Raw genomic sequence first — 21,774 nt, 5'->3', positions numbered from 1 at the left:
TACTAGTCCTACTTCAACGCGTCCGTCACCACTTGAGGCGGCGGCGTCCCATTGGACATTGGCCAGCCGGCAATCAAGTTCTGCTTGGTCACCGCCAGTGCGGGAAGGACGACATAGGGCGGCGCCGCTTTGCCGATCAGGGCATAGCCCGCCAAAATGCCTTCCGCATAGCCAGCGCCGTACGGCCGCTGCGATCCTGTCCCCTTCACGTAACCATTCTTCGCCATATCGATAGCGATGTTTACACCAAGGTCGCAGGTCGTGATCACGAGATCCTTCGGCCCGCGTCCGCTGCTACGCGCCGCAGCGAGCACGCCTTCGGTCGGCACATCCCAGACAGCCCAAATCCCGTTCAGTTCAGGATGGGCGGTCAGCATCCCAGAGGCGATACGCTCAGACTCACCGGAAAAGTCAGGGCCACCGACGCCCTGTTCGGCCACGATCTTGATGTCAGGGTAGGCTTTGATCGCCTCCTTGAATCCCATGACGCGCTCGACGGTCGCAAACAGGTCGGAAGCGTGTGGAATCAATCCAATATTGCCTTTTCCGTTCAGGGCCTGCGCCATAAGTAGCGCCGCAGCCTTGCCCATACCTCTATTGTCGGAAGACACGAGGCTCACATAATCCGTCCCGGGCGACATTCCGGCGCCAGTCTGATCGAGAAACACGATCTTTATACCGGAAGCCGCCGCACGCTTGTACGCGGCGGCCGTGCCGTTTTGCTCAGCAGGAACGCTAATCATCACGTTCGGTTTGCGGGCCATGACCGTCTCAATGTCGGAGACCTGTTGCTCGGCTTTGTACCCCGCGTCCGTGACAGCGATGATCTTGATTCCGAGCATATCGAGAGCAGCCTTTTGGCCCGCCATCTGCGCCTTCGCCCAATCGGAGGCGGTGTAGTGCATGACGATAGCCGCAGTCGCGTTCATCGACTTGATCTTTGCGATCTCCTCCGGGCTTAGCTCCAGGTCGCTGGCGAGAACGGGCTTTTCCCCGTGCGGACCGGATGCCGGATGCTCCTCGATATCCTTTAATGCCGCAGCAACATCCGCCGCCATCGACGGGCCTATGGCCAAGCCCATGATTGCGACAGAAGCAACTATCGCAGCGCTAAGGTTTTTAATCAGGCTAGACATGTGATCCCTCCCAAGAACGGGCTGCGCCCAAATGCGTCACAGGATCTTTGCGTCCCTTAATGCATACATTAATGCGCGCGACCCGAGACCGTCAATCGCTCGCGGCTCATGTACTAGCTTGCTTGAAGCAAATTTCACTGAGCCTCGATTGCCAGATCATGTCGACTTGGAGCTGGACATCGCGTGATTTCCGGGGCGGCGGATAAATCTCGCGATTTGCGACGCGAATCTAGGTCAAACCTGGCGATACGGCCCCATTGTGCAGCGGTGCTCAACAGTCCAATGATCGAGAAAGCACAATCCCTAAACTTCAATTCCCTTCTTCGGGTCGATGGACCGCCACGTTGCGCAAAGGCTGCTCTCGCGAATCAAAGCGCCACGTGGCCATGCGGTGTGTGAGCCAGATCGCACAGCGTGTTGAGCGCAATGTTCGCATCGGATGCCGTTCTAACGGGTTGTGGCCTCCGGAACGACATTCCGGCCTCGAGCATACCCGGAGATAAACAATGGCTAACGGCAAGCGTGTCGCCGTCACCGGCGCACTCGGCAAAATCGGCACGGTCCTCGTCCCCTATCTGCGGGACAAGGGCTATGAGGTTTTCCTAATTGACGACATCGCGCCATCCGATCCGAAGGAAGCCGCGATTGTCGCCGACCTCACCGACTTCGGCCAAGCGCTCGACGCTCTGTCGTCGATCGGCGCCGATACTTATGCTCGCGCGGAGGCCAAGGCATTCGACGCGATCGTGCATCTGGCCAGCATGCCCCACCCGCGCATGAAGCCGGATGCCGAAGAGCTGCGCATCAACATGATGACGACCTATAACGTGTTCGAGTCTGCGCGCCGTCTCGGCATCAAGAACGTCATCTGGAGCGCGAGCGAGGTCGCCACCGGCATACCCTACGACAAAACCGCAGCTCCCTATGTCCCCGTCGACGAGGCCTATCCGATGCGAGGCTACAACGTCTATTCGCTGACTAAAGTGCTCGGCGAGGAGATGGCGCGTCAGTTTTGTCTCAACGATCCCGAGATGCGCATCACTTGCCTTCGCCTCTCCAATGTCATGAACCCCGAGGAGTATGAGGGGTTCGAGAAGTGGCAGGACGACTCCACCAAGCGTCTCTGGAACTTCTGGACCTACATCGACAATCGCGACGTAGCTCAGGCGGTTGCGCTGGCGATCGAACATGATGTCCGCGGCAAGGACGAGTTTTTCATCACCAACGATGAAACGGTGATGCGGACTTCGACCACCGAGCTGCTCGACAGGCACTTTCCGAATATCGAGCGCCGCAAGGCGTTCAGCGGCAACGAGGCGGTCATCTCAAACGAGAAGGCCAAGCGAGTGCTCGGCTATCAGCCGGAGCATCGCTGGACCGACAAGAAGTAGGCCCCGAGTGATGGCGCGCAAACCGCTCATCATCGAGGCTCGGATCAACGAGTACACGCCGCGTAGCGAGAACAGGCACATCCCGTTCTCGCCATTGGAGATCGGCGAAGCTGCGGCGCGTGCTTGCCGGGCAGGTGCCAGCATCGTCCATTTCCACGCACGTCACGGCGATGGCTCACCCGACCACCGTGCCGAAACCTATGCAGCGGCGATCCGCGCCATCCGCGAGCGGTGCGATGTCCTGGTCTATCCAACGCTCGGTCAGGTCACTGCGGGCGGGGAGGATGAGGATCGGATCAGGCATATCGAGGCGCTGGCGGGCGATCCCGCCACACGTCCCGATATCGCGCCGATCGATACCGGCAGCACCAACATCGACCGCTTCAAGGACGGCGGGTTTCGCTCCGGCGAGCGGACCTATGTGAACCGCACCGGGACGCTGCGCTTCTTCGCCGAACGGCTGCGCACGCTTGGCGTCAAACCGCAGTTCGTCAGTTGGGCTGTCCCCTTCACGCGTATGTTCGAGGCGCTTCGTGAGACTGGCCTCGTCGACGCCCCTGCCTGGTTCGTCTTCGAGTTGACGGGTGGCGGTATTTTGGGCGGCCACCCGGGCACGATCGATGGCCTGGAGGCACATCTACGCTTCCTTCCCGGCGGACCGCTCGAATGGTCCGTCTCGAACAAGATCGGCAACGTGACCGGTCAGGCCGCGCTCGCAATCGAGCGCGACGGCCACGTCTCGGCCGGCCTCGGCGACTATGGTTGGCCGGAACTCGGCTGCCCGGATAATGGCGCCGTTATCCAGTTCATCGCCAACCTGTCACGCGCCATGGGACGCGAGGTGGCTTCAGTGGCGCAAACCCGGGACATGCTTGGTCTGTGATCCGGGCAGCACGAGAAAGACAAGGATCATGATACAAGACAAGATTGTCGCCGCCCCGCAGGGCGTGGCGCGCTCGCGCAGATCGCGCTGGGTGGCGTCTTTATCGGAACCGGCGAGTTCGCCGCCATGGGACTTCTGCCCCGGCATGGCGCAGTCGGCCGGAGTCTCCATCCCACAGGCAGGCAATTTCATCAGCGCCTATGCGCTCGGCGTCGTTATCGGCGCGCCGGTCCTTGCCATTACGACGTCGCGCATGGAGAAGCGCAATTTGCTCCTGTTGCTCGCCGCGATCGTACTGGTGGGCAATCTCGCCTCCGCGGTCACTCAAGACTATCTCGGCATCGCGGCTGGGCGCTTCGTTGCGGGGCTCCCCCATGGCGCCTATTACGGGACGGCCTCGATCGTCGCCGCAGCCATGGCGCCGCCCTCCCAGCGCGCGCAGGCGATTGGCCGCGTCATGTTGGGGCTGGCCACTGCGAACCTCGTCGGCGTGCCGCTGACGACGTGGCTCGGCCAGAGCTTTGGCTGGCGGTCGGCTTTCGGACTAGTCGCCGTTTGCGGTGCCTTGCTTTTGGTGATGCTGCGCATTCTTATTCCCGTGGTCGAAGCGGACGAGGATGCAAGTCCGCGGCGCGAGCTGTCCGCCTTTCCCCCTCCGCAGATCTGGTTGACGCTCGCGGTTGCGACGATCGGCTTCGGCGGCATGTTCGCTGTCTACAGCTACATTACGCCGACCCTTGTTCAGGAAACCGGCGTGGCCGAGGGCACGGTGCCCCTGTTTCTCGCGCTGTGGGGCCTGGGCATGATCGTCGGCAACATCACCGGCGGGTGGCTCGCGGACCGGGCGCTGATCCCGTCGATTTTCGGCATCATCGTCTGGAACATCGTGTTCCTCGCGCTGTTCTTTCTCGCCGCACCCAACCCGATTCTCGCCGGCGCGTCGCTCTTCATGATCGGCATCGGCTTCGCGCTCGTGCCTGCGCTTCAGGCGCGGCTTATGGACGTTGAAAGCCACGCGCAGTCCTTGGCCGCCGCCATGAACCATTCGGCTTTCAACCTGTCCAACGCGATCGGCTCTTGGACGGGCGGGCTCGCGATCGCAGCCGGCTTTGGCTGGGCGTCGACCGGCCTCGTCGGTGCCGCCCTGGCGGCGGGCGGGTTGGGGATCATGACATCTCGGTGCTGCTGATGCGCGGTGCTGCCCCTTCTCAGGAGACGAAACATGAAGCCTCACGTCATCTGCCACATGATGAGCCCGCTCGACGGTCAGCTCGTCGTCGATCAGTGGAGCCCGTCGACGGGCCGCTCGTCGGACGATCTGGTTGCCGAATATGACCGGGTGCACGACGAGCTCGAATGTGATGCCTGGATCGCCGGGCGCGCGGTCGGTGAAGAGTTCGCGGATGGCGAGCCCCATCCACCGAGCGATCATGGCGAGGTCGGAAGGCCGGTCCACGTCGGCCGTGCCGGTGCCGATGATTACGCCATCCTGATCGATCAGGATGGCAAGCTCCACTGGACGGGCCCTGAGACCTACGGCGCGCCGATCATCATGGTTCTCGGCCGCGATGTACCGGACGCGCATCTGGCGGAGCTCGCCGCCGACGGCATCTCCTACATCGTCGCCGAAGACGACACGATCGACCTTGCCGCGGTCCTCGAGATCCTCGCCGATCGCTTCGGGATCAGGCGCTTGCTCCTGGAAGGCGGCAGCCACACCAACGGGACGTTTTTCAAGGCCGGGCTCGTCGACGAGATCAGCCTGCTTCTCTTCCCTGCGATCGGCGGGCGCAGTCGGGGTCGGACCTTGTTCGAGGCCGGTCCCGAAGGGCTTGCCGACCATGTTCGCCTCTCGATCAGCGCGAACGAAATGCGGCGCAATGGCATCGTCCACCTCCGCTACTCCGTCTCCTACGTCTGAGACCGGCTTCCCCCCAGCGTTTTGAGGAGCATCTCATGAAGACATGGTTCATCACCGGCGCGTCGCGCGGCTTTGGTCACGAAGTGGCGTTCGAGGCGCTTCGCCGCGGCGACCGCATCGTCGCAACTGCTCGTTCCCTCGACGCGCTCGACGATGTGGTCGCGATCGACCCCGAACGCGTCGCAGTCGCCCAGCTCGACGTCACCAAGCGGGATGAGATCTCGCGCAGCATCGAGATTGCGCGCGAGCGCTTCGGTAACATCGACATTCTCTTCAACAATGCCGGCATCGGCTATTTCGCCGCGGTAGAGGAGAGTGACGACGCACACGTCCGTCGCCTCATGGAGGTCAACGTCTTCGGCCTGGCGGCGGTGACAAAGGCGTGGCTGCCGCACCTGCGCAAGCAGCGGTCCGGCCTGATCCTCAACACCTCCTCGGTCGGTGGCATCCGTTCCTTTCCCGCCGTCGGCTGGTACAACGCCTCGAAATTCGCGGTAGAAGGCCTTTCCGAAGCGCTGGCGCAGGAGATCGAACTGCTCGGCATCAAGGTTGTGATCGTCGAGCCCGGTCCATTCGCGACCGACTGGGCGGGCAATTCGGCGGCCGAGGTGTCGGGCCCTCACGCAATCGCCGACTATGATCAAACCGCCGGCAAGCAGCGCCGAAGCTTCCGCGAGAACGTAGGCCAGGAGCTCGGGGACCCAGCCAAAGCCGCGCGCGTCATCGTCGATGTCGCGCACGACGATCATCCGCCACTGCGTCTGCCGCTCGGCAATTTCGGCTACGACGGCATGCTCGAGAAGTTTGACATGGTCCGCAAGGATGTGGCGGCCCGAGAGGCGGCCAGCCGCAGTGCCGACCGCGACTGAGGAGCCAGTGATGCCCATAGACTTCTCCATTGTCGGCTTTCTCGGGTTCGACGTCTTCGGCACCGTCGTCGACTGGCGTACGGGCGTTGCACGGGCGTCCGAGCCGTTCCTTGCCAGGCACGGCATCGAGGTGGACCCACTCGTCTTCGCTGATGAATGGCGGGCTCTCTACCAGCCCTCTATGCAGAAGGTGCGGGCCGGCGAGCGCCCCTGGGTCAAGCTTGAGGTTCTCAATCGCGAAAACCTCGAAACGGTGCTGAGCCGGCACGATGCGGATTTCGGCCGGATTTCCGATGCGGAGCTCGTTGACCTCAACAAGGCATGGGAGCGGCTGGATCCCTGGCCCGACTCGTTGGAGGGGTTGACCCGCCTCAAGCGCCACTTCGCCCTCGGCCCGTTGTCGAACGGCCATATCGAGGGGATGCTCAACCTGGCGCGGTTCGGTGGCCTCCCATGGGACGTCATCACCGAGGTCACGAAGAGCTACAAGCCGATGCCGCAGACCTACCTGCGCTCGGCGGACGCGGTTGGTCTGCGTCCAGACCAGGTCGGAATGGTCGCCGCGCACAATGATGATTTGAAGGCTGCTCGCGCTGCAGGGCTCCGCACCGTCTTCGTGCGCCGTCCTCACGAGCACGGCCCCAATCAGACCACCGATCTCGATGCCAAGGAAGGTTGGGACGTGATTGCCGAAAGCCTGACCGAGGCAGCCGACGCGCTCGGCTGCAACTGAACCTCAAAGGAGAACTCGCATGACGAACCCCGACATTCGTCCGCTTGCGCTCGTCACCGGCGCATCCAGCGGCATCGGCTATGAGCTGGCGCGCCTGTTCGCAGCCGACGGCCACGACGTCATCATCACTGCGACCGGCACCAACGGTGACCTGAACCGTACCGCGGATGCTGTCCGCGCGACCGGTGTTGAGGCAATCATCGTCGAAGCCGACCTCACCGACTACGCTGGAGTCGAGAAGCTCGCCGATGCGGTGAAGCAGACCGGTCGCCCCTTGGCCGCCGCGGCGCTCAATGCCGGCGTCGATGTCGGCGGCTATTTCGTCGGCCGGACTGATCTCGCGGCCGAGATCAAGATGATCCAGCTCAACGTGACTTCGCAAGTTCACCTCACCAAGCGCCTGCTGCCCGACATGGTGAAGCGCGGAGAGGGCAAGCTGCTCTATACCGCCTCGATCTCGGGCACGATGCCGACGCCTTATGAGGCAGTATATGGCGGCACCAAGGCGTTCCTGATCTCCTTCGTAGAGTCCGTGAAGGAGGAGAACAAGGACAGCGGCGTCACTTTCACCCTGCTTCTGCCGGGTGAGGTCGATACCCCCTTCTGGCATCGCGCCGGCATGGACACGACCGAGCTAGGCCTCGGTGTGAAGGCCGCGCCGACCAAGGTAGCGCATGAAGGCTATGAAGCGATGAAAGCGGGCAAAGACCGCATCGTCTCGGGCAAGCCCGGCAGCAAGTTCATCGGTCACGTCGTCAACAACATCCTCCCCGATACGTTCAAGGCCGCGGCGCACGCAGGCGGCGCCGAGCCCGGCTCGGGCCTGAAGGACTGAGCACGGTGATGCCGGTAAACACAGCATCCATTGCGGCGCCCCGAGCGGGGTCGCCCCGGCCCATCACCGCAGGGTATGGCACGGGCGCAATTCATTCTGCAACTGGGCGGGTTGTTTATCCGCACCAGTTGGATTTGGTGGTCGGCTCGCCAGTGCTCGCAGTGACGACGGCAAGCGCGTTGTCAGCAAGCACGTTCGCTACCGCTGTGTCATCGAGACGAGCACGCTGCGCGCCTGAGCGCAGTCGTCCGGATCTCATCACCAGGACCAAAGCCATGAACACCATTGACGACCATGCAATCGCAGATGGACGGCTGATCTCGCCGCCCGACCTCGGCCCCGAATGGAATTGATCGCGAGCCGCTCTGAGGCGCGGCCCAGGCAAGTTGTCAACAACGGAGACATGACCATGAAGTATCTGGAGAATGCCGTTACCGTCATATCAGGCGCCGCGTCCGGAATCGGTGCCGCGTCCAGCCGGCGTCTGGCCGGAGCGGGCGCGCGCATGGTGCTCGGTGACATCGACGAGGGCGGCCTCAAGAAGTTGGTGGCCGATATCGACTCCGCGGGCGGTAAGGCCGTCTACAAGGTGACTGATGTTACCCATGTAGAGGATTTCGAATCGCTCGTCGCGCTGGCGGAGAGCACCTACGGCCCCGTGGACATTCTGGTGAACAACGCCGGCCTGATGCTTTTCTCGTACTGGGAGGAGCGTGCGATCGCGGACTGGGACAAGATGATCGATGTCAACCTGCGCGGGTATCTGCACGGCATCGCCGCCGTCCTTCCTTCCATGCTCGAACGCAAGGCGGGTCGCATCCTCAACATCGATTCCGTTGCAGGCCACCGTGCCGGTGAAGCAGGCGGAGTCTATGCCGCGACCAAGTTCTTCATCCAAGGAATGACAGAGAGCCTGCGCAAAGAGGTCGGTGCCTCTCACGGCATCCAGGTTGGAATGGTAAGCCCCGGCGTGATCGATACGGGCTGGCCCTACAAGCTACGCGATGGCAGGGCGAAGGACGTCGCCATCGATCTCTCCAGGCAGGCAATCAAGCCGGAGGCTGTGGCCGAAGCAGTGTTTTTCGCGCTGAACCAGCCGCCAAGCGTCGCAATCAACGAGGTCATTGTCACTCCTGTCGATCAGGCCTGGTGAACCCTGCGATTGAAAGGCATTTTGAGCCTTAACCTACTTCTCTCTCGAGTTTGCCTGCGTTCTGGCTGCGGTTGATGGTCCGGCAGGCCTTCAACGCTGAGTCAGACCGCAGTCATACCGCCATCAACCACCAATTCGGAGCCCGTCATGTAGCTCGATCCGTCGGACGCCAAGAATATGAGCGCCGCCGACACTTCCGAGCACTCTCCAGGTCTTGCCATAAGCGTACTTCCCAGGATGAGCCGCGTCTTCTCCGGGTCTGAGAAGTAATCCTCATTGAGGGGCGTCCTGATCGTGCCCGGGTGTATCGAATTCACTCTGATCCCATGCTGCCACAGGTCGACGGCGGCAGCCTTGGTGAGCATGCGGATGGCCCCTTTTGTCGCAGAGTAGCCGGTCATGCCCGGCATGTTCGCGACGATTCCAGACACTGATGACACGTTAACGATCGAGCCTCCGCCGGCCCGCTTCATGCTGGAAGCGACCACCTTGCATCCGAGGAACGTACCAGTGACGTTGACCTCATACAGCCTTCGAAAGTCCACGACGGAGAGGTTCTCGATCGTGTCGCGGATGAATATTCCCGCATTATTGACCAGTACGTTGACACACCCGAAGGCGCGCTCCGCCTCAACAACGACGTTGCTCCACGACCCCTCATCGACGACGTCGTGATCGACGAATATTGCCTTACCGCCGGACGCCGATATTTCATCGGCAACACGACGACCATTCACTGCGTCGACATCGGTGAGGACCACTGCCGCATGTTGCGCAGCAAACTCGCGGGCATGGATCTCGCCCATTCCTTTGCCGGCCCCTGTGACGATAGCAATCTTTCCAGCAAGCACTTCAACTCTCCTCGTCTCATCCGGTCGCGCTTCCGGCGCTCGTCAAATCCCCGTCGTGTTGAGACACACGGCGTAAATCGAGGTGCTCGCCGCCATGAACAGCCGGTTCTTGCGACGCCCGCCAAAACAAACGTTCGCACAGGTCTCTGGGAGATGAATCTTTCCGATCAAGGCGCCCTCCGCGGAGTAGCACCGCACGCCATCTTCAGCGGGGTCCGCCCACCCCATGCTGCACCAGACATTTCCATGAACGTCGATACGCAAGCCGTCCGTAAACCCCGGAGCGAAATCATCGGCAAACAGAGCGCCGTTCCGCAGACGCCCATCAACCACGTCGAAGACACGAATATGGGACGGGCCGCCATCCGTTATTCCGCTATCGACGACATAGAGACGCGATTCGTCCGGAGATAGGGCGAGGCCGTTAGGCCGCACGAAATCATCCGCAACCACCTGGAGGGATCCGGTGGGATCCAGTCGGTAGACTGCCCGAGGAAGCTCGGCTTCCTGCTTGATACCCTCATAGTCGCTGTCGATGCCGTAGCCGGGGTCGGTAAACCACACGGCACCGTCGGAGGCCACAATCACGTCGTTGGGCGAACTAAGACGTTTGCCTTCATAGCGATCCGCCAGCACGGTGATACGACCGTCCAGCTCAGTGCGGGTCACGCGTCGAAGGTGCTCGCAGCTGACAAGGCGTCCGCTTTGGTCACGGGTATGGCCATTGGCATAGTTCGAGGGACATCGGAATATTCCAAGATGTCCATCCGCCTCAAGCCAGCGATAAATCCGATTGTTCGGAATATCGCTGAAAAGAAGACTGCCGTTATCCCCGAAGTAGACGGGCCCCTCGACCCATCCAAAGCCCGTCGCAAGACGCTCGATAGGTGCGTTTCCGATCTTATACGTGAACCGACGATCGAGCGGTTCGACGCCCACGACGGGGTATCGCAAGCTGTTCTCGATTGGACCAAGGCCAAAACCCACAGCTGCCTCCCGCACTCAGGTATCCCGCGAGCGGCCACCAAACTTGTCGGCGCACACGGCCAACAGAATGATCGCGCCGATCACGACTTGATGCCAAAACGTATTGACGTTGAGAATATTGAGGCCGTTGCGTACAACGGCCATGAGGACCGCGCCGGCAGCAGTTCCCAACAAGGACGCCCTACCTCCGGCGAGACTTGTCCCGCCCATGACTACCGCCGCGATGACATCCAGTTCATATCCCTCGCCGGCCTCCGGCATAGCTGCTTCGAGGCGAGAAGTTAGGAGAACGCCGGACAACGCAGCCAGATATCCAGTCAGCGCGTACACCGCAATCTTAATGCGGTCGATCCTTATTCCGACCAACCGCGCCGCTTCCGGATTGCTCCCGATTGACAGCGTGTAACGGCCAAAGCGCGTTTGATAAAGCAGGAAGTAGACCGCAGCAAACGTCAGTATGGTCACCAACACCGGCATCGGCACAAACCCAACAAATCCCTGACCGAAGACCTGAAAGGAAGGATTCGACAAGCCAGTGAGCGGAATGCCCTCCGTGTAGACCATGATCAGGCCACGCGTGATGACCATCATCGCCATCGTGACGATGAAGTCAGCAATCTTGACCTTTGCAACCAGTACGCCGTTCACAATCCCGATCAGAGTTCCGACGGCCAGACTCGCCCCGACGCTGAGGTATGGATTCAACCCGCGGTTCATCAGGTCCGCCGCAATCAGGCCGGTGAATGCAAGCGTGGACCCAACCGAGAGATCAATGCCTCGCATGGCAATAACGAGGGTGGCTCCGAACGCGATAATGGCGACGAAGACAGCCTGGCGCGTGATGTCTGTGAGGTTTCCGACGCTCAGAAAGCGCGGCGATGCGACTCCAAGTGCCACAATGATCACGATCAACGCGATCACGATTCCGCTCGCGCCCCCCGACAGCCTGAACTTCGATACCGGGGTCTTTGTATCCAAGGCCTGAGTCGACATTCCATTCTCCATTATTTTTTCTCAGGTCCGCTGAATCGAAAGCGAGGCGATGGCTTCTTCGCTCGCGGAAGCCGCGTCCAATATTCCGACCACCTCGCCTTCAAACATGACCAATATCCGATGGCACAACCCCAACAGCTCGGTGCTGTCCGATGAGACGACGATGATCCCTTTGCCCGCTTGCGCGCTGCTGGCGATCAGTTGGTAGACATCGGCCTTCGCCCTGATATCGATCCCGCGCGTCGGCTCTTCGAGAAGCAATACGTCCGGCTCGGTCAGCAGCCATCTCGCTAACAGCACTTTCTGCTGGTTGCCGCCGCTCAGCCGTCCGATCGACTGCTGAGGTCCTTCCGACTTGATTCCCATCTTCCGGATATAGTTCGTGCATTGAATTCGTTCCGCTCGTCGATCCAGGCGAACGCCGCCAAACTTGGACAGGCTAGAGGCGGTCAAATTCCAGCCGACGCTATGTTCAGCGAAGATGCCTTCCGTCTTGCGCTCGGCGGGAAGAAACGCAATCCGGTTGTTCATCCCGTCCGATATCGAACTGATCGAAGTCGAACGACCCTTCAGCACGATTCTACCGGACTCCGACGCACCATCGCCGAACAGCGCCCTCAGAAGGCGGCTCTTTCCCGATCCTTCGAGTCCCGCAACACCCAGAATCTCCCCTTCGTGCAGTTCGAAACTGACGTTTTCGAACGCTCCGCGTCGGGATATCCCTTCTACCTTGAGGACGGGATCAGCGCCTGGGCTTGACTTGGTCGGAAACTGCTTCGCCAGCGAGCCGCCGATCATCAAGCTGATCACCTTGTTCACGTCGAGCGATGACGCCGGCAAGTCCGCGACGCATGCCCCATCCCGCAATACGACCACGCGGTCGCAGATCTTCAGAACCTCATCAAGCTTGTGGGACACATATATGACGGACTTCCCCGCTTGCTTGAGATCGTTGATGATTCTGACGAGCTGTTCTCGCTCGGCTTTTTCGAGAGCCTCGGTCGGCTCGTCCATGATCAGGATATTTGCATTCGAGTTCAACGCCCTGGCGATTTCGATGATTTGCCGTTGAGCTAGGGCAAGTGAACCAACCGGACAATCCAGATCGATCTCGACGCCAAGCACATCGTTCAGGATTCGAGCGGCGCAATCCCGCATGGCCTTCTTTCGAAGCGGCACCGTCATGTTTGGATATTTTCCGACCGACATCTCCTGGCCAATGAAAATGTTTTCAACCGCGTCCAGGTCAGGAAACAGACTGAGTTCCTGATAGATAATGCCTATACCCGCCCGCTGCGCGTCCGCGGGCTGGCGGATGTCCACCCGAACTCCATCGATCTCGATGTCGCCTTCGTCACGCGCATGGGCTCCGGACAGGATCTTCATCAGGGTCGATTTTCCGGCCCCATTTTCACCGACCAGTCCCAGCACCTCACCCCTGGCCAGATTCATCGAAATGCCCGACAGCGCGTTGGTCACTCCGAACCTTTTGCCGACGCCCATGATCTTGAGCGCGTGTTCCGACTGGCTCATGATGCCGCCCCCCACATTCAAACGGAGGGAGCCACACCACAACGGCGTGGCCCCCTCGCGATCATCTACTTCGTGTTCTTTGCGACGTAGATGTAGTCAGCCGGATCGAACGTGCCGATGTTCTTGGCGTCGTAGGTCTTCGGGGCGACGAAGATCTTCTTCGGAATGCTTTCGCCCTTCATGACGAATTGCTCGACCGCGCGGATGATGTTGCGGCCTTCCTCCTTGGCCCCGGTATCCACGGTGGCCGCAAAATCGCCGACCTTGATCGCGTCGTTGGCTTCCTTCATGTTCTCGTAGCCTACGATCGCAATCTTTCCGTTCAGCTTCCTCGCCTTCAAGGCCTGCAGGCCTCCCAGCGCCATTTCATCGTAGAGCGCAACGAGAATATCCACATCGGGATGCGCGGTGAGCATGTTCTCGGTCACGGTCAGACCTTGCGCGCGCACCCAACCCGCCGGCTGCTTGGCCACAATCTTCAGGTTCGGGTACTTTGAGAGGACTTCATTGAAGCCCTTCATGCGCTGCGCAGTGTGCGGACCGGGCAAGCCCTCCAGGACAGCAATCTTGACCTCCCCCTTGTCCTTGTAGTTATCGACAATCCACTGCGCCTGAGCGCGACCACCGTCGCTCTGGTCGTATCCGATATCGCTGACGTAATAAGGGTCGTCGGCGACGGGTGAGTTGAACAGGAACACCGGGATTCCCGCTTCCGTCGCGCGGCGGATCAACGGCTCCAAAGCGCCCTCGTTGTAGAGCGCGACCGCTATCGCGTCGACGCGTTCGTTAATCCAGGCCTCCATCGTGCGGACCTGATCGTCCGTCGCGGATTGGCTCTTCGGCGCTTGCACGAGCAGTTGGATCGTGGAAGGTCCGCCGGCTCTATCGATCTCCTCCTTAACTCCAGCCAGCACACGCTGATAGTACGTATCCATTGCCGTCGGCAGGAAACCGACCTTCAAGGGACGGTTGGTCTTCACCTGGGGTTTCGCCTCTTTGCCGGTCGGCGGAATCACCTTGTCCATGAGGATTCCTGGAAAAACCGCCCCGTAGTCGGCGGCGAAGGCCACACCGGGCACGACGACGGCCACGAGCAACCCCGCCGCCAATGAATTACAGAAAGAACGCTTCATGTTTCCCCTCCAATGCTTGTTTTTGGTGCAACATCTGCTGCCCGCGTGCGCGAGCAACCTCGTCCAGGGCTCCAGTCATTATGGAGCTCTGCCAACGATCAGTCCGCTGAGACGCGCGACGTCGCGCTAATCTCTGAGATTGCGGAGAATTTCCTTGAGAAGCCGCCAGATAGGCTCGACGGTGGTATGATTGAGACGTTCTCGGGTCGTGTGCACATCGAACGCTTCCGGTCCGATCGAGATCATGTCGATTCCCGGGATCTTCTTGTTGAAAAGACCCAACTCGAGGCTCGAGTGAGATACTTCAACGTGAGGTTTGGCCTTGAACGTATCTTCGAACGCGCGGGTGGCGACCGCCAAAAGCTTCGAGTCCTTGTTGTAGGGCCACTCTGGGCAATCGGCAAAAGTGGTAACCTTTGTACCGCGCCCCATTAGCTCGGCCAGCCGCTCGATTCGTTTGAGGATGGCGTATCGCCGCGAGCTGATCGCGCTCGGAATAGTCGAGAGAATCTCGATTTCCTCGTCGCTTGTCGACAACAACGCAATGGTATTCGAACTTTCGACCAGATTGGCGATGGTGAGGCTCATGCTCTGGACCCCGTTCGGCGTGAGCGTGACCGCCTGGACGACCGAATTGGCGGTTACGTCCGAAAGTACACGATCGACATGGCCGGCGCACGGCTCCAAACCGACCTCCAGCTTCGGGTCGCTGACTGAGAACTCCTTCTTGATATCTGCGGCGACATTCCGAACGATCTCGCTTGCACGTTTCATGTCCGCTTGATGAAGCAACATGACTGCTTCAGCGTCTCCCGGAATGACGTACCGGTTGACGCCTCCCTTGACCGATGCGAGGCGGACCGGCAGGTCGTCAAGAAGCGCACCGACGACCCGAGCCAGAAGGACGATCGCGTTTGCACGCTCCAGATGAATGTCGAACTCCGAGTGGCCGCTGCTCAGTCCCTTCACGAACAATCGCACCGCCGTCAAACCAGCCGGCGCCTTCTGCCATTCGGCCGGGATCCGGAAGCGCGCCGAGATATCGCCCGCGCAGCCGGCGAAGAGACTCTTGGGATCGTGCCAATTGAAATCGATCAACCGCCGGCCCGTCAGACGGGACGCATCGAAGTGTTGAGCGCCTCCCTTTCCGACCTCTTCCTGGACTGTCAGTACGACCTCGAGTGGCGGATGGGGAATGTCCTTGGCGTCGAGCACGGATAGCGCCAACGCCACACCCACCGTGTTATCGGCGCCGAGCGTCGTACCGGTGCCATGGATGAAGTCGCCGTCGATCCGCAGCTTGATGCCCTGCTTCTCGAAATCGTGCTCCACACCTTCATCGCTCTCGCACACGATGTCGGTATGACCGTGGAAGATGAGCGGCGACGCGTTCTCGTATCCGCTCGTTCCCGGCTTCTTGACGAGGATATTGTGGATGTCGTCTTGGTAGCACTCGAGCCCGCGGTCCCGCGCGAACTTTGCGATGTAGTCGCTCACCTGCTTCTCGTTATAGGACCCGCGGGGAATGCGGCTGATCTCTTCGAAGTAGCGAAAGAAGACGTCGGGTTTGAGGTCCGCAAGGACTCCACTCTTATCGGCTCCCACTGAGTGAGCGTCGGGACGTCGATCGTTTACGGTTGTTGTTGCGGTCTGGTGCGCAGACATGAATTCCTCCCAGTGCCGGCGCCGTCGTGCATTGCGGCCGCCCTCATCCTTCCGACGATAAGAAATAGGATCAGCAGATCAAACGAATTGCGCGCTTCATTGAGTGAATTGTCCTCATCCAAATGCCAGTTTCGAGCGGCGAACAAACTTCGATCGAGGGGAGGTACGTTCTACGATCTCCCACGCGCCGACCGTCACCGTCTTTACCGGCGCTAGCATCAGAGAAACGGGTGCTAAACGGTCGCGGCAAATAGCGTCGGCAACTGCAAGAAAGCCAGTGTCGAATAAGACGTGCCGAGATTCCTGGTAAATGCCGCGCTTGCTCGCTACGCTTGGCTGTCGAAAAATTGCGAGAGGTTCGTGGTGGCTTCGACAGAAACATGCGAACCGCAGGATATCTGATCGGCTTCCTGGAGTCTGTTTCCACGCCAAGCAGAATGCCAAATGCCTGAGCGGCCGCCGACAGGCGCCTCCGCTATGAGCACGAAAGTCTTCAGTCGGGGGAACGCTAAAGCTCCCTAGCTTAGGCCTATGGCCGCGAGCACCAGGGTCCACTGAAGGGGCGACCTGCCGCGCAGGTTTGACCTACGCTTCCCGTACCGAGCGAACCTGTCAAGGGTGCCCGTCTGCTCATTTGGAGGCTCCGTATGGGCAGACCCAGGGCGACTCGTTCAAGGTCGACAAGCAGACTCGCGTCCGCGCGTCGTGGTACGTAACCGTCACAGCCAGGACTTGACGCTGCCAACGATCGCATCCGTCGAAATTCCGTATCGATCGTGAAGCGTAGGCAAGGCGCCAGCCGCTAGGAATTCGTCCGGCAGGCCGATCATGTGGAATGCAGGATGCACACGCTCCCTCATCAGAACAGCGGCGACTGCTTCGCCTAGCCCACCAATGATCGTATGGTTCTCCGCGACGACGACGACTCGCCCCGGCTTTCTACAAGCGGCCACAATGGTCTCGACATCAAGCGGCTTGATGGTCGGCACGTGGAGCACTGACGCGCCAACACGATCTGCTTCAAGTTTTTTTGCTGCTTCTAACGCCCGCATCGTGAGTAGGCCGGAAGAGATGATGAGAACGTCATCCCCGCTTCGCAAGTGCTTCGCTCTTCCAAGTTCGAACTTGTAGCCGTATTCGTCAAGCACGAGCGGCACCTGCCCTCGCAGCAGACGCATATAGACAGGGCCAGGGTGCGCCGCCATGGCAGGCACTACCTGCTCAATTTCCAGAGCATCGCATGGATCGATAACCGTCATGTTCGGCATCGCGCGGAACAGTGCCAGGTCTTCCGCCGCCTGATGACTTGGGCCGTATCCGGATGTGAGCCCTGGCAGTGCGCATGCGATCTTCACGTTCCGATCTTCTTCGGCAATCGTCTGGTGAATGAAATCATAGGCGCGCCGAGAAGCGAACACAGCGTAAGTCGTCACAAACGGCATAAAGCCCTCTGCGGCAAGACCGGATGCGCCGCCGAACAACAGCTGCTCAGCCATACCCATCTGATAGTAACGGTCCGGAAACTCCTTCGCAAACACGTGGAGATCGGTGTATTTGCCGAGGTCAGCCGTCATCCCAACGACTTCAGGACACCGTCGCGCGAGTTCGATCAAGGCATGGCCGAACGGCGCGGGCCTTGTTGGTTGTCCCTCTGCGGCAATCGAAGCGATCATCGCCGATGTCGTCAGGCGCTGCTTCGACGTAGTGGTGCTTGACGTCACCTTCATGGCTGACTCCCATCCTGCAGCGCTGCGAGCGCCAACTTCCACTCGTTCGCATCGACGCGCATGAAATGATTCCGCTCACGCGCCTCAAGAAACGGCACGCCTTTTCCCATGACCGTGTCGGCGATAATCATTCGCGGCACGGCTCCCTCATGCGTCTTTGCCGCATCGAATGCCGCAACGACGGCATTGAGATCGTTACCATCCACCCGCTGAACGAACCAGCCGAATGATCGCACTTTGTCGACCAGGGGCTCGAAGCCCATCATTTGACCAGAAGGGCCATCCGCCTGCTGGTTATTGACGTCGACCACGGCAATGAGATTGTCCAACTTGTAGTGAGCGGCGGACATCATCGCCTCCCACTTCGATCCTTCATCGAGCTCGCCGTCAGAGAACAAGGTGTAGACGAAGCTGTCGTACCCTTTTCGCTTCAATCCAAGGCATCGACCGACCGCGATGGTAAGACCGAGCCCCAGCGAACCGCCCGACATTTCCATCCCCGGCGTGTAGCTTGCCATACCGGACATCGGCAGACGGCTATCATCGAAGCCGTAGGTCTCCAGCTCTGCCTCCGGAACGATGCCCGCCTCGATCAACGCGGCGTACAGTGCAATTGCATAGTGACCATTGGAGAGAAGGAAGCGGTCGCGCCCTTCCCACTCTGGATCTTCCGGCCGATACCGCATGGCATGGAAGTAAGCCACCGCCAACACGTCAGCGATATCCAGGGCTTGGGCGATGTAGCCCTGCCCCTGCACTTCGCCCATTCGGAGCGCATGGCATCTGATGCGGCGAGCTCGTTCGTGCAGTGAGACGTTGTGGCCTTGAACCGTCATGTCGCCTGATCCTAGTTGTTGCGGAACGCGCGAAACCCGCGCTCCTGTCGAACAGCGAACGAGACGAGGCATACGGCGATCTTCCGTTGCGCACTCGATCTGGGCGCTTCTCCGATTCGCGCGGCTCTTCGGTCCGCGATTGCCACCAGCAATATAAGTCTGGGCGATTACAGCAAAAGAATTAGATCGGCATTTAGGTGATTCTGATTCATGCATGACGGCGACGCCGTTGCAAGTTTCGAACGAAGATCGGCGCGAGCCATCCGCCCCCCTTAACATGCGTCAAGCGGGTGACATCATCCTCCGTCTCTGGAGGACCCTTTGCAAGAACGCCGCGTCTTCCGACAACACTTTGGAGATGTGACATGCTGAGAAGATCGTTTTTGTTTGCCGTGGGCGCGCTCGCACTATCGACCCACTCCGCCCAATCCGGAACCGCCGCTCAAATCAGAGCCATGCCAGATGCCGCTGGATGATCGGCAGCGACATCTAAAACTAAGGTGGGCTTTGCGTCGTCCATGCTCGAGTTCTCACCGCGCAATCTCGCACTCGCTGCAACCAGACACGCAGTTGTTACCTAGCGCGCCCTTGAGATCAGCCGACCGCAATGACTTCGGTGCTGGCCCTCCGGTCGCCCAATCGAGCAACTCGATCGTATGGACGATCGGTATGTCGGCGCCATCGCCGATCTGCGTGATGCAGCCTATGTTTCCCGTCGCGATCAGGTCTGCTTTCACGCGTCGGATGTTTGCCACCTTTCGCGCACGCAGTTGTTTCGCTATTTCCGGCTGAAGAATGTTGTAAGTCCCCGCCGATCCGCAGCAGATGTGTCCTTCAGGTATATCCTTGACCGCAAAGCCGGCCTGTTTAAGCAACGCTTTCGGCTCCTCTGTGATCTTTTGACCATGCTGCATCGAACAGGCCGAATGGTAGGCGACGACGAGATCGCGCGCTCTCGGTGAGAAGTCCAGTTTCATCGGCCAGAGGAATTCGGTGATATCTCGCGCGATTGCCGAAACCCGCCGTGCCTTATCGGCATAGGCGGGATCTTCACGGAGCATGAAGCCATAATCCTTGATCGTCGTTCCGCATCCAGACGCCGTAATGATGATCGCGTCGAGACCCTCGCCATCCATCTCTGCGATCCATGCGTCGATGTTTCTCCTCGCGAATTCGTGGGAATCGCGTTCGTGTCCGAGATGATGGACCAGCGCGCCACAGCACCCCTCACCTCTGGCTTGCACCACGTCGACGCCGTGGCGGGTCAGGAGCCGGACGGCTGCCTCATTGAAGTCGGGGCGTAGTACAGGCTGGGCACAACCGCTGAGAATTGCGACGCGGCCGCGCTTCTCTCCCATTGCCGGAAAAACACCCGGCTTTTGCGTGGCGGATCGAAGCGGCACATGGGCTGGCGCGAGATCGAGCATTGCCGCAAGCCGATCGCCTACATGGGGCAAGCCGGCCAAGACATATTTTAACGGCCGGCCAATTTGCGCCGCAGTGATCGCCGCTCGGAACCGTCTCGGATAGGGAAGAATCATCGCGAGCATGGCCCGGACGAGCCGGTCGTGGAAGGGCCGCCGATACGTCTGTTCTATATAGGCGCGAGCATGATCCACTAGGTGCATGTAGTGCACGCCCGACGGACAGGTGGTCATGCACGACAGGCAGGATAGGCAGCGGTCGATGTGCTTGACGACTGGCGTGGTCGCCGGTTTGCTGCCCTCCAGCATGTCCTTGATCTGGTAGATGCGGCCGCGAGGGCTGTCGAGCTCGTCTCCAAGCAGCAGATATGTCGGACAGGTGGCGGTGCAGAAGCCGCAATGAACGCAGCTTCGAAGGATCTTTTCCGAAGCCTCTGTTGCGGGATTCTGTAGTTGTTCAGCGGTAAACGTTGTCTGCATCGTTACAGCTCGGGGAACATCCGGCCAGGATTGAATATCCCAGCCGGGTCGAGAGAGGCTTTCAGCCCGGTCTGAAGCCGCGCAATCGCTTCGATCGGCGGATCAAATACATCGACCGCAGCACGGACGTCTTCGGGTGCTCGCACGAGGGTGGCATGTCCACCGGCCTCACGGGTCGCCGCGCGAATCGTTGCCGCACTGGCGGCACTGGCCGTTGAGCATGCCAACCAGATCAACCCGCCACCCCAGTCAAAGAACCACCGCGCATCGATAGTCCGAGCAATCCGCGCCGCGACATCAGCACCTTTGGTCGGTGCCGTTGAGATGCGCCAGATCGCCTTATCGCGCGGCTCAGCGAGGACCGTAGCATCGCGGATCGCCCCCCAGAGATCCCTCCCAGTGTCATCGGCGAGTACCTCGGCCGTGCCGAACGCTTTCAAAAGCGACCGCAGCTCACCGAGTCGATATTCTACCGAATCGGGAAACCCCTCGACGCGGATCAAGGTGCGCGCGCCGTCACCGATTTTCGCGGGCAGGTGCGCTGCACCGCTGACATCGTACGGCGAGCCGAGTGCCGCCGACAGCGCCGCTATGGCGGTCTGGTCGGAGAGGCCCACTAGCCACAATGTTGCTACACGCTGTGGGCTCGGGACGACTTTGAACGTGACTTCGGTGAGGAAGCCGAGGGTGCCATGCGCGCCGACCATGAGCTTGACGAGGTCAAGGCCCGTCACGTTCTTCATGACACGACCGCCGGACTTGATCGCCTCGCCGCGCCCATTGACGAACCGCACCCCGAGAGAACTATCGCGGGCTGACCCGCCAGCGATTCGGCGCGGTCCTGAAAGGTTCATGGCGGCGACCGCTCCGATCGTCGGTTCACCGTCGCTGCACAGCAGTGGGCGGTAGTCGAGAGGTTCGAAGGCGAGCTCTTGCCGATGCTCCGCGAGCAGCCGAACGATCCCACTGAGAGGGGCGCCAGGCTCGGCGGAAATAACGAATTCTGCTGGCTCATAGAGCGTGACTTTTGTCATTTGCGATGACGAGAGGGTCGCCTCGAATCGCGGCGGCCTGCCGAACGCGCGCTTCGTCCCACTGCCCTGAATCGCCAGTGGAGTGCGCTGCGCCGCAGCTTCTGCGACGATTGCGCAGGCATCAGCCTCAGACGTTGGATTATGGCGGGTCATTTGGACAACTCCCTCCGATGCCGGTGTCGCACGGCGT

Annotated in this window: 19 protein-coding genes; 8 read left to right on the top strand and 11 right to left on the bottom strand. The window is 60.3% G+C overall.

What is annotated here, in order from left to right; translation table 11 throughout:
• Positions 1–8 precede the first annotated feature (8 nt).
• Entirely contained in the window at positions 9–1,136 is a 1,128-nt protein-coding gene (locus tag BM374_RS19855; protein ID WP_091880892.1) for a substrate-binding domain-containing protein, read from the bottom strand.
• 506 nt (positions 1,137–1,642) lie between these two features.
• On the opposite strand from BM374_RS19855, the gene BM374_RS19850 reads away from it, so the two are divergent.
• The 8 genes from BM374_RS19850 (at position 1,643) to BM374_RS19815 (ending at position 8,921) form a co-directional block, all read left to right on the top strand.
• On the top strand, positions 1,643–2,527 hold the full coding sequence (locus BM374_RS19850; RefSeq protein WP_092295213.1) for an NAD-dependent epimerase/dehydratase family protein: 885 nt from the start codon (positions 1,643–1,645) through the stop codon (positions 2,525–2,527).
• Between the two features lie 10 nt (positions 2,528–2,537).
• Positions 2,538–3,410 (top strand): beta-keto acid cleavage family enzyme, encoded by an 873-nt coding sequence (locus BM374_RS19845; RefSeq protein WP_244552645.1) that lies wholly within the window; start codon positions 2,538–2,540, stop codon positions 3,408–3,410.
• 28 nt (positions 3,411–3,438) lie between these two features.
• Positions 3,439–4,599, top strand: coding sequence for an MFS transporter (locus tag BM374_RS19840; protein WP_210188586.1), 1,161 nt, complete (start codon positions 3,439–3,441; stop codon positions 4,597–4,599).
• A gap of 33 nt (positions 4,600–4,632) precedes the next feature.
• The gene (locus tag BM374_RS19835) at positions 4,633–5,331 is read left to right on the top strand and encodes a dihydrofolate reductase family protein (RefSeq protein WP_092295203.1); all 699 of its coding nucleotides are present in this window, start codon (positions 4,633–4,635) and stop codon (positions 5,329–5,331) included.
• 35 nt (positions 5,332–5,366) lie between these two features.
• Positions 5,367–6,200 (top strand): oxidoreductase, encoded by an 834-nt coding sequence (locus tag BM374_RS19830; protein ID WP_092295201.1) that lies wholly within the window; start codon positions 5,367–5,369, stop codon positions 6,198–6,200.
• Positions 6,184–6,933, top strand: a complete 750-nt coding sequence (locus tag BM374_RS19825; RefSeq protein WP_244552644.1) for a haloacid dehalogenase type II — start codon at positions 6,184–6,186, stop codon at positions 6,931–6,933. The genes BM374_RS19830 and BM374_RS19825 overlap by 17 nt, the downstream gene beginning before the upstream one ends.
• 19 nt (positions 6,934–6,952) lie before the next feature.
• Complete coding sequence (locus tag BM374_RS19820) at positions 6,953–7,768, top strand: SDR family NAD(P)-dependent oxidoreductase (protein WP_092083520.1); 816 nt, start codon at positions 6,953–6,955, stop codon at positions 7,766–7,768.
• Positions 7,769–8,177: 409 nt separating this feature from the next.
• A complete protein-coding gene (locus BM374_RS19815) occupies positions 8,178–8,921 on the top strand; it encodes an SDR family oxidoreductase (protein ID WP_092296876.1) in 744 nt (247 codons plus the stop codon).
• Positions 8,922–9,022: 101 nt separating this feature from the next.
• Here the strand turns inward: BM374_RS19815 and BM374_RS19810 are convergent, their stop codons facing one another.
• From BM374_RS19810 to BM374_RS19765, 10 genes are all read right to left on the bottom strand, one after another.
• Positions 9,023–9,772 (bottom strand): SDR family NAD(P)-dependent oxidoreductase, encoded by a 750-nt coding sequence (locus BM374_RS19810; RefSeq protein WP_210188585.1) that lies wholly within the window; start codon positions 9,770–9,772, stop codon positions 9,023–9,025.
• A gap of 42 nt (positions 9,773–9,814) precedes the next feature.
• Entirely contained in the window at positions 9,815–10,711 is an 897-nt protein-coding gene (locus BM374_RS19805) for an SMP-30/gluconolactonase/LRE family protein (protein ID WP_233442954.1), read from the bottom strand.
• A gap of 63 nt (positions 10,712–10,774) precedes the next feature.
• Positions 10,775–11,752, bottom strand: a complete 978-nt coding sequence (locus BM374_RS19800; protein ID WP_092296872.1) for an ABC transporter permease — start codon at positions 11,750–11,752, stop codon at positions 10,775–10,777.
• 21 nt (positions 11,753–11,773) lie between these two features.
• Entirely contained in the window at positions 11,774–13,285 is a 1,512-nt protein-coding gene (locus BM374_RS19795) for a sugar ABC transporter ATP-binding protein (protein WP_092295194.1), read from the bottom strand.
• Positions 13,286–13,350: 65 nt separating this feature from the next.
• A complete protein-coding gene (locus tag BM374_RS19790; protein ID WP_244552643.1) occupies positions 13,351–14,475 on the bottom strand; it encodes a sugar ABC transporter substrate-binding protein in 1,125 nt (374 codons plus the stop codon).
• A 69-nt stretch (positions 14,476–14,544) separates the two neighbouring features.
• Positions 14,545–16,083 carry an aminoacyl-histidine dipeptidase gene (locus BM374_RS19785; RefSeq protein ID WP_092295188.1) on the bottom strand — a complete coding sequence of 513 codons (1,539 nt, stop codon included), beginning with the start codon at positions 16,081–16,083 and terminating at the stop codon, positions 14,545–14,547.
• A gap of 719 nt (positions 16,084–16,802) precedes the next feature.
• Positions 16,803–17,810: a transketolase family protein gene (locus BM374_RS19780; protein WP_092295185.1), complete on the bottom strand. Its 1,008-nt coding sequence runs from the start codon at positions 17,808–17,810 to the stop codon at positions 16,803–16,805.
• Entirely contained in the window at positions 17,807–18,646 is an 840-nt protein-coding gene (locus tag BM374_RS19775) for a transketolase (protein WP_092295181.1), read from the bottom strand. The genes BM374_RS19780 and BM374_RS19775 overlap by 4 nt, the downstream gene beginning before the upstream one ends.
• A gap of 530 nt (positions 18,647–19,176) precedes the next feature.
• Complete coding sequence (gene glcF / locus BM374_RS19770) at positions 19,177–20,550, bottom strand: glycolate oxidase subunit GlcF (RefSeq protein ID WP_092295179.1); 1,374 nt, start codon at positions 20,548–20,550, stop codon at positions 19,177–19,179.
• Positions 20,551–20,552: 2 nt separating this feature from the next.
• Positions 20,553–21,737 (bottom strand): FAD-binding protein, encoded by a 1,185-nt coding sequence (locus BM374_RS19765; RefSeq protein WP_092295175.1) that lies wholly within the window; start codon positions 21,735–21,737, stop codon positions 20,553–20,555.
• Positions 21,738–21,774: the final 37 nt, after the last annotated feature.

This window comes from Bradyrhizobium sp. Ghvi (assembly GCF_900115265.1).
GTDB lineage: Bacteria > Pseudomonadota > Alphaproteobacteria > Rhizobiales > Xanthobacteraceae > Bradyrhizobium.
Note: the sequence above shows the minus strand (reverse complement) of the source record. Positions and strands in the feature narration are given on the sequence as shown.

Coding starts and splice junctions, on each gene's coding strand:
- BM374_RS19855 (WP_091880892.1), bottom strand. CDS start 1,136: ATGTCTAGCCTGATTAAAAACCTTAGCGCTGCGATAGTTGCTTCTGTC.
- BM374_RS19850 (WP_092295213.1), top strand. CDS start 1,643: ATGGCTAACGGCAAGCGTGTCGCCGTCACCGGCGCACTCGGCAAAATC.
- BM374_RS19845 (WP_244552645.1), top strand. CDS start 2,538: ATGGCGCGCAAACCGCTCATCATCGAGGCTCGGATCAACGAGTACACG.
- BM374_RS19840 (WP_210188586.1), top strand. CDS start 3,439: ATGATACAAGACAAGATTGTCGCCGCCCCGCAGGGCGTGGCGCGCTCG.
- BM374_RS19835 (WP_092295203.1), top strand. CDS start 4,633: ATGAAGCCTCACGTCATCTGCCACATGATGAGCCCGCTCGACGGTCAG.
- BM374_RS19830 (WP_092295201.1), top strand. CDS start 5,367: ATGAAGACATGGTTCATCACCGGCGCGTCGCGCGGCTTTGGTCACGAA.
- BM374_RS19820 (WP_092083520.1), top strand. CDS start 6,953: ATGACGAACCCCGACATTCGTCCGCTTGCGCTCGTCACCGGCGCATCC.
- BM374_RS19815 (WP_092296876.1), top strand. CDS start 8,178: ATGAAGTATCTGGAGAATGCCGTTACCGTCATATCAGGCGCCGCGTCC.
- BM374_RS19800 (WP_092296872.1), bottom strand. CDS start 11,752: ATGTCGACTCAGGCCTTGGATACAAAGACCCCGGTATCGAAGTTCAGG.
- BM374_RS19795 (WP_092295194.1), bottom strand. CDS start 13,285: ATGAGCCAGTCGGAACACGCGCTCAAGATCATGGGCGTCGGCAAAAGG.
- BM374_RS19785 (WP_092295188.1), bottom strand. CDS start 16,083: ATGTCTGCGCACCAGACCGCAACAACAACCGTAAACGATCGACGTCCC.
- BM374_RS19780 (WP_092295185.1), bottom strand. CDS start 17,810: ATGAAGGTGACGTCAAGCACCACTACGTCGAAGCAGCGCCTGACGACA.
- BM374_RS19775 (WP_092295181.1), bottom strand. CDS start 18,646: ATGACGGTTCAAGGCCACAACGTCTCACTGCACGAACGAGCTCGCCGC.
- glcF (WP_092295179.1), bottom strand. CDS start 20,550: ATGCAGACAACGTTTACCGCTGAACAACTACAGAATCCCGCAACAGAG.
- BM374_RS19765 (WP_092295175.1), bottom strand. CDS start 21,737: ATGACCCGCCATAATCCAACGTCTGAGGCTGATGCCTGCGCAATCGTC.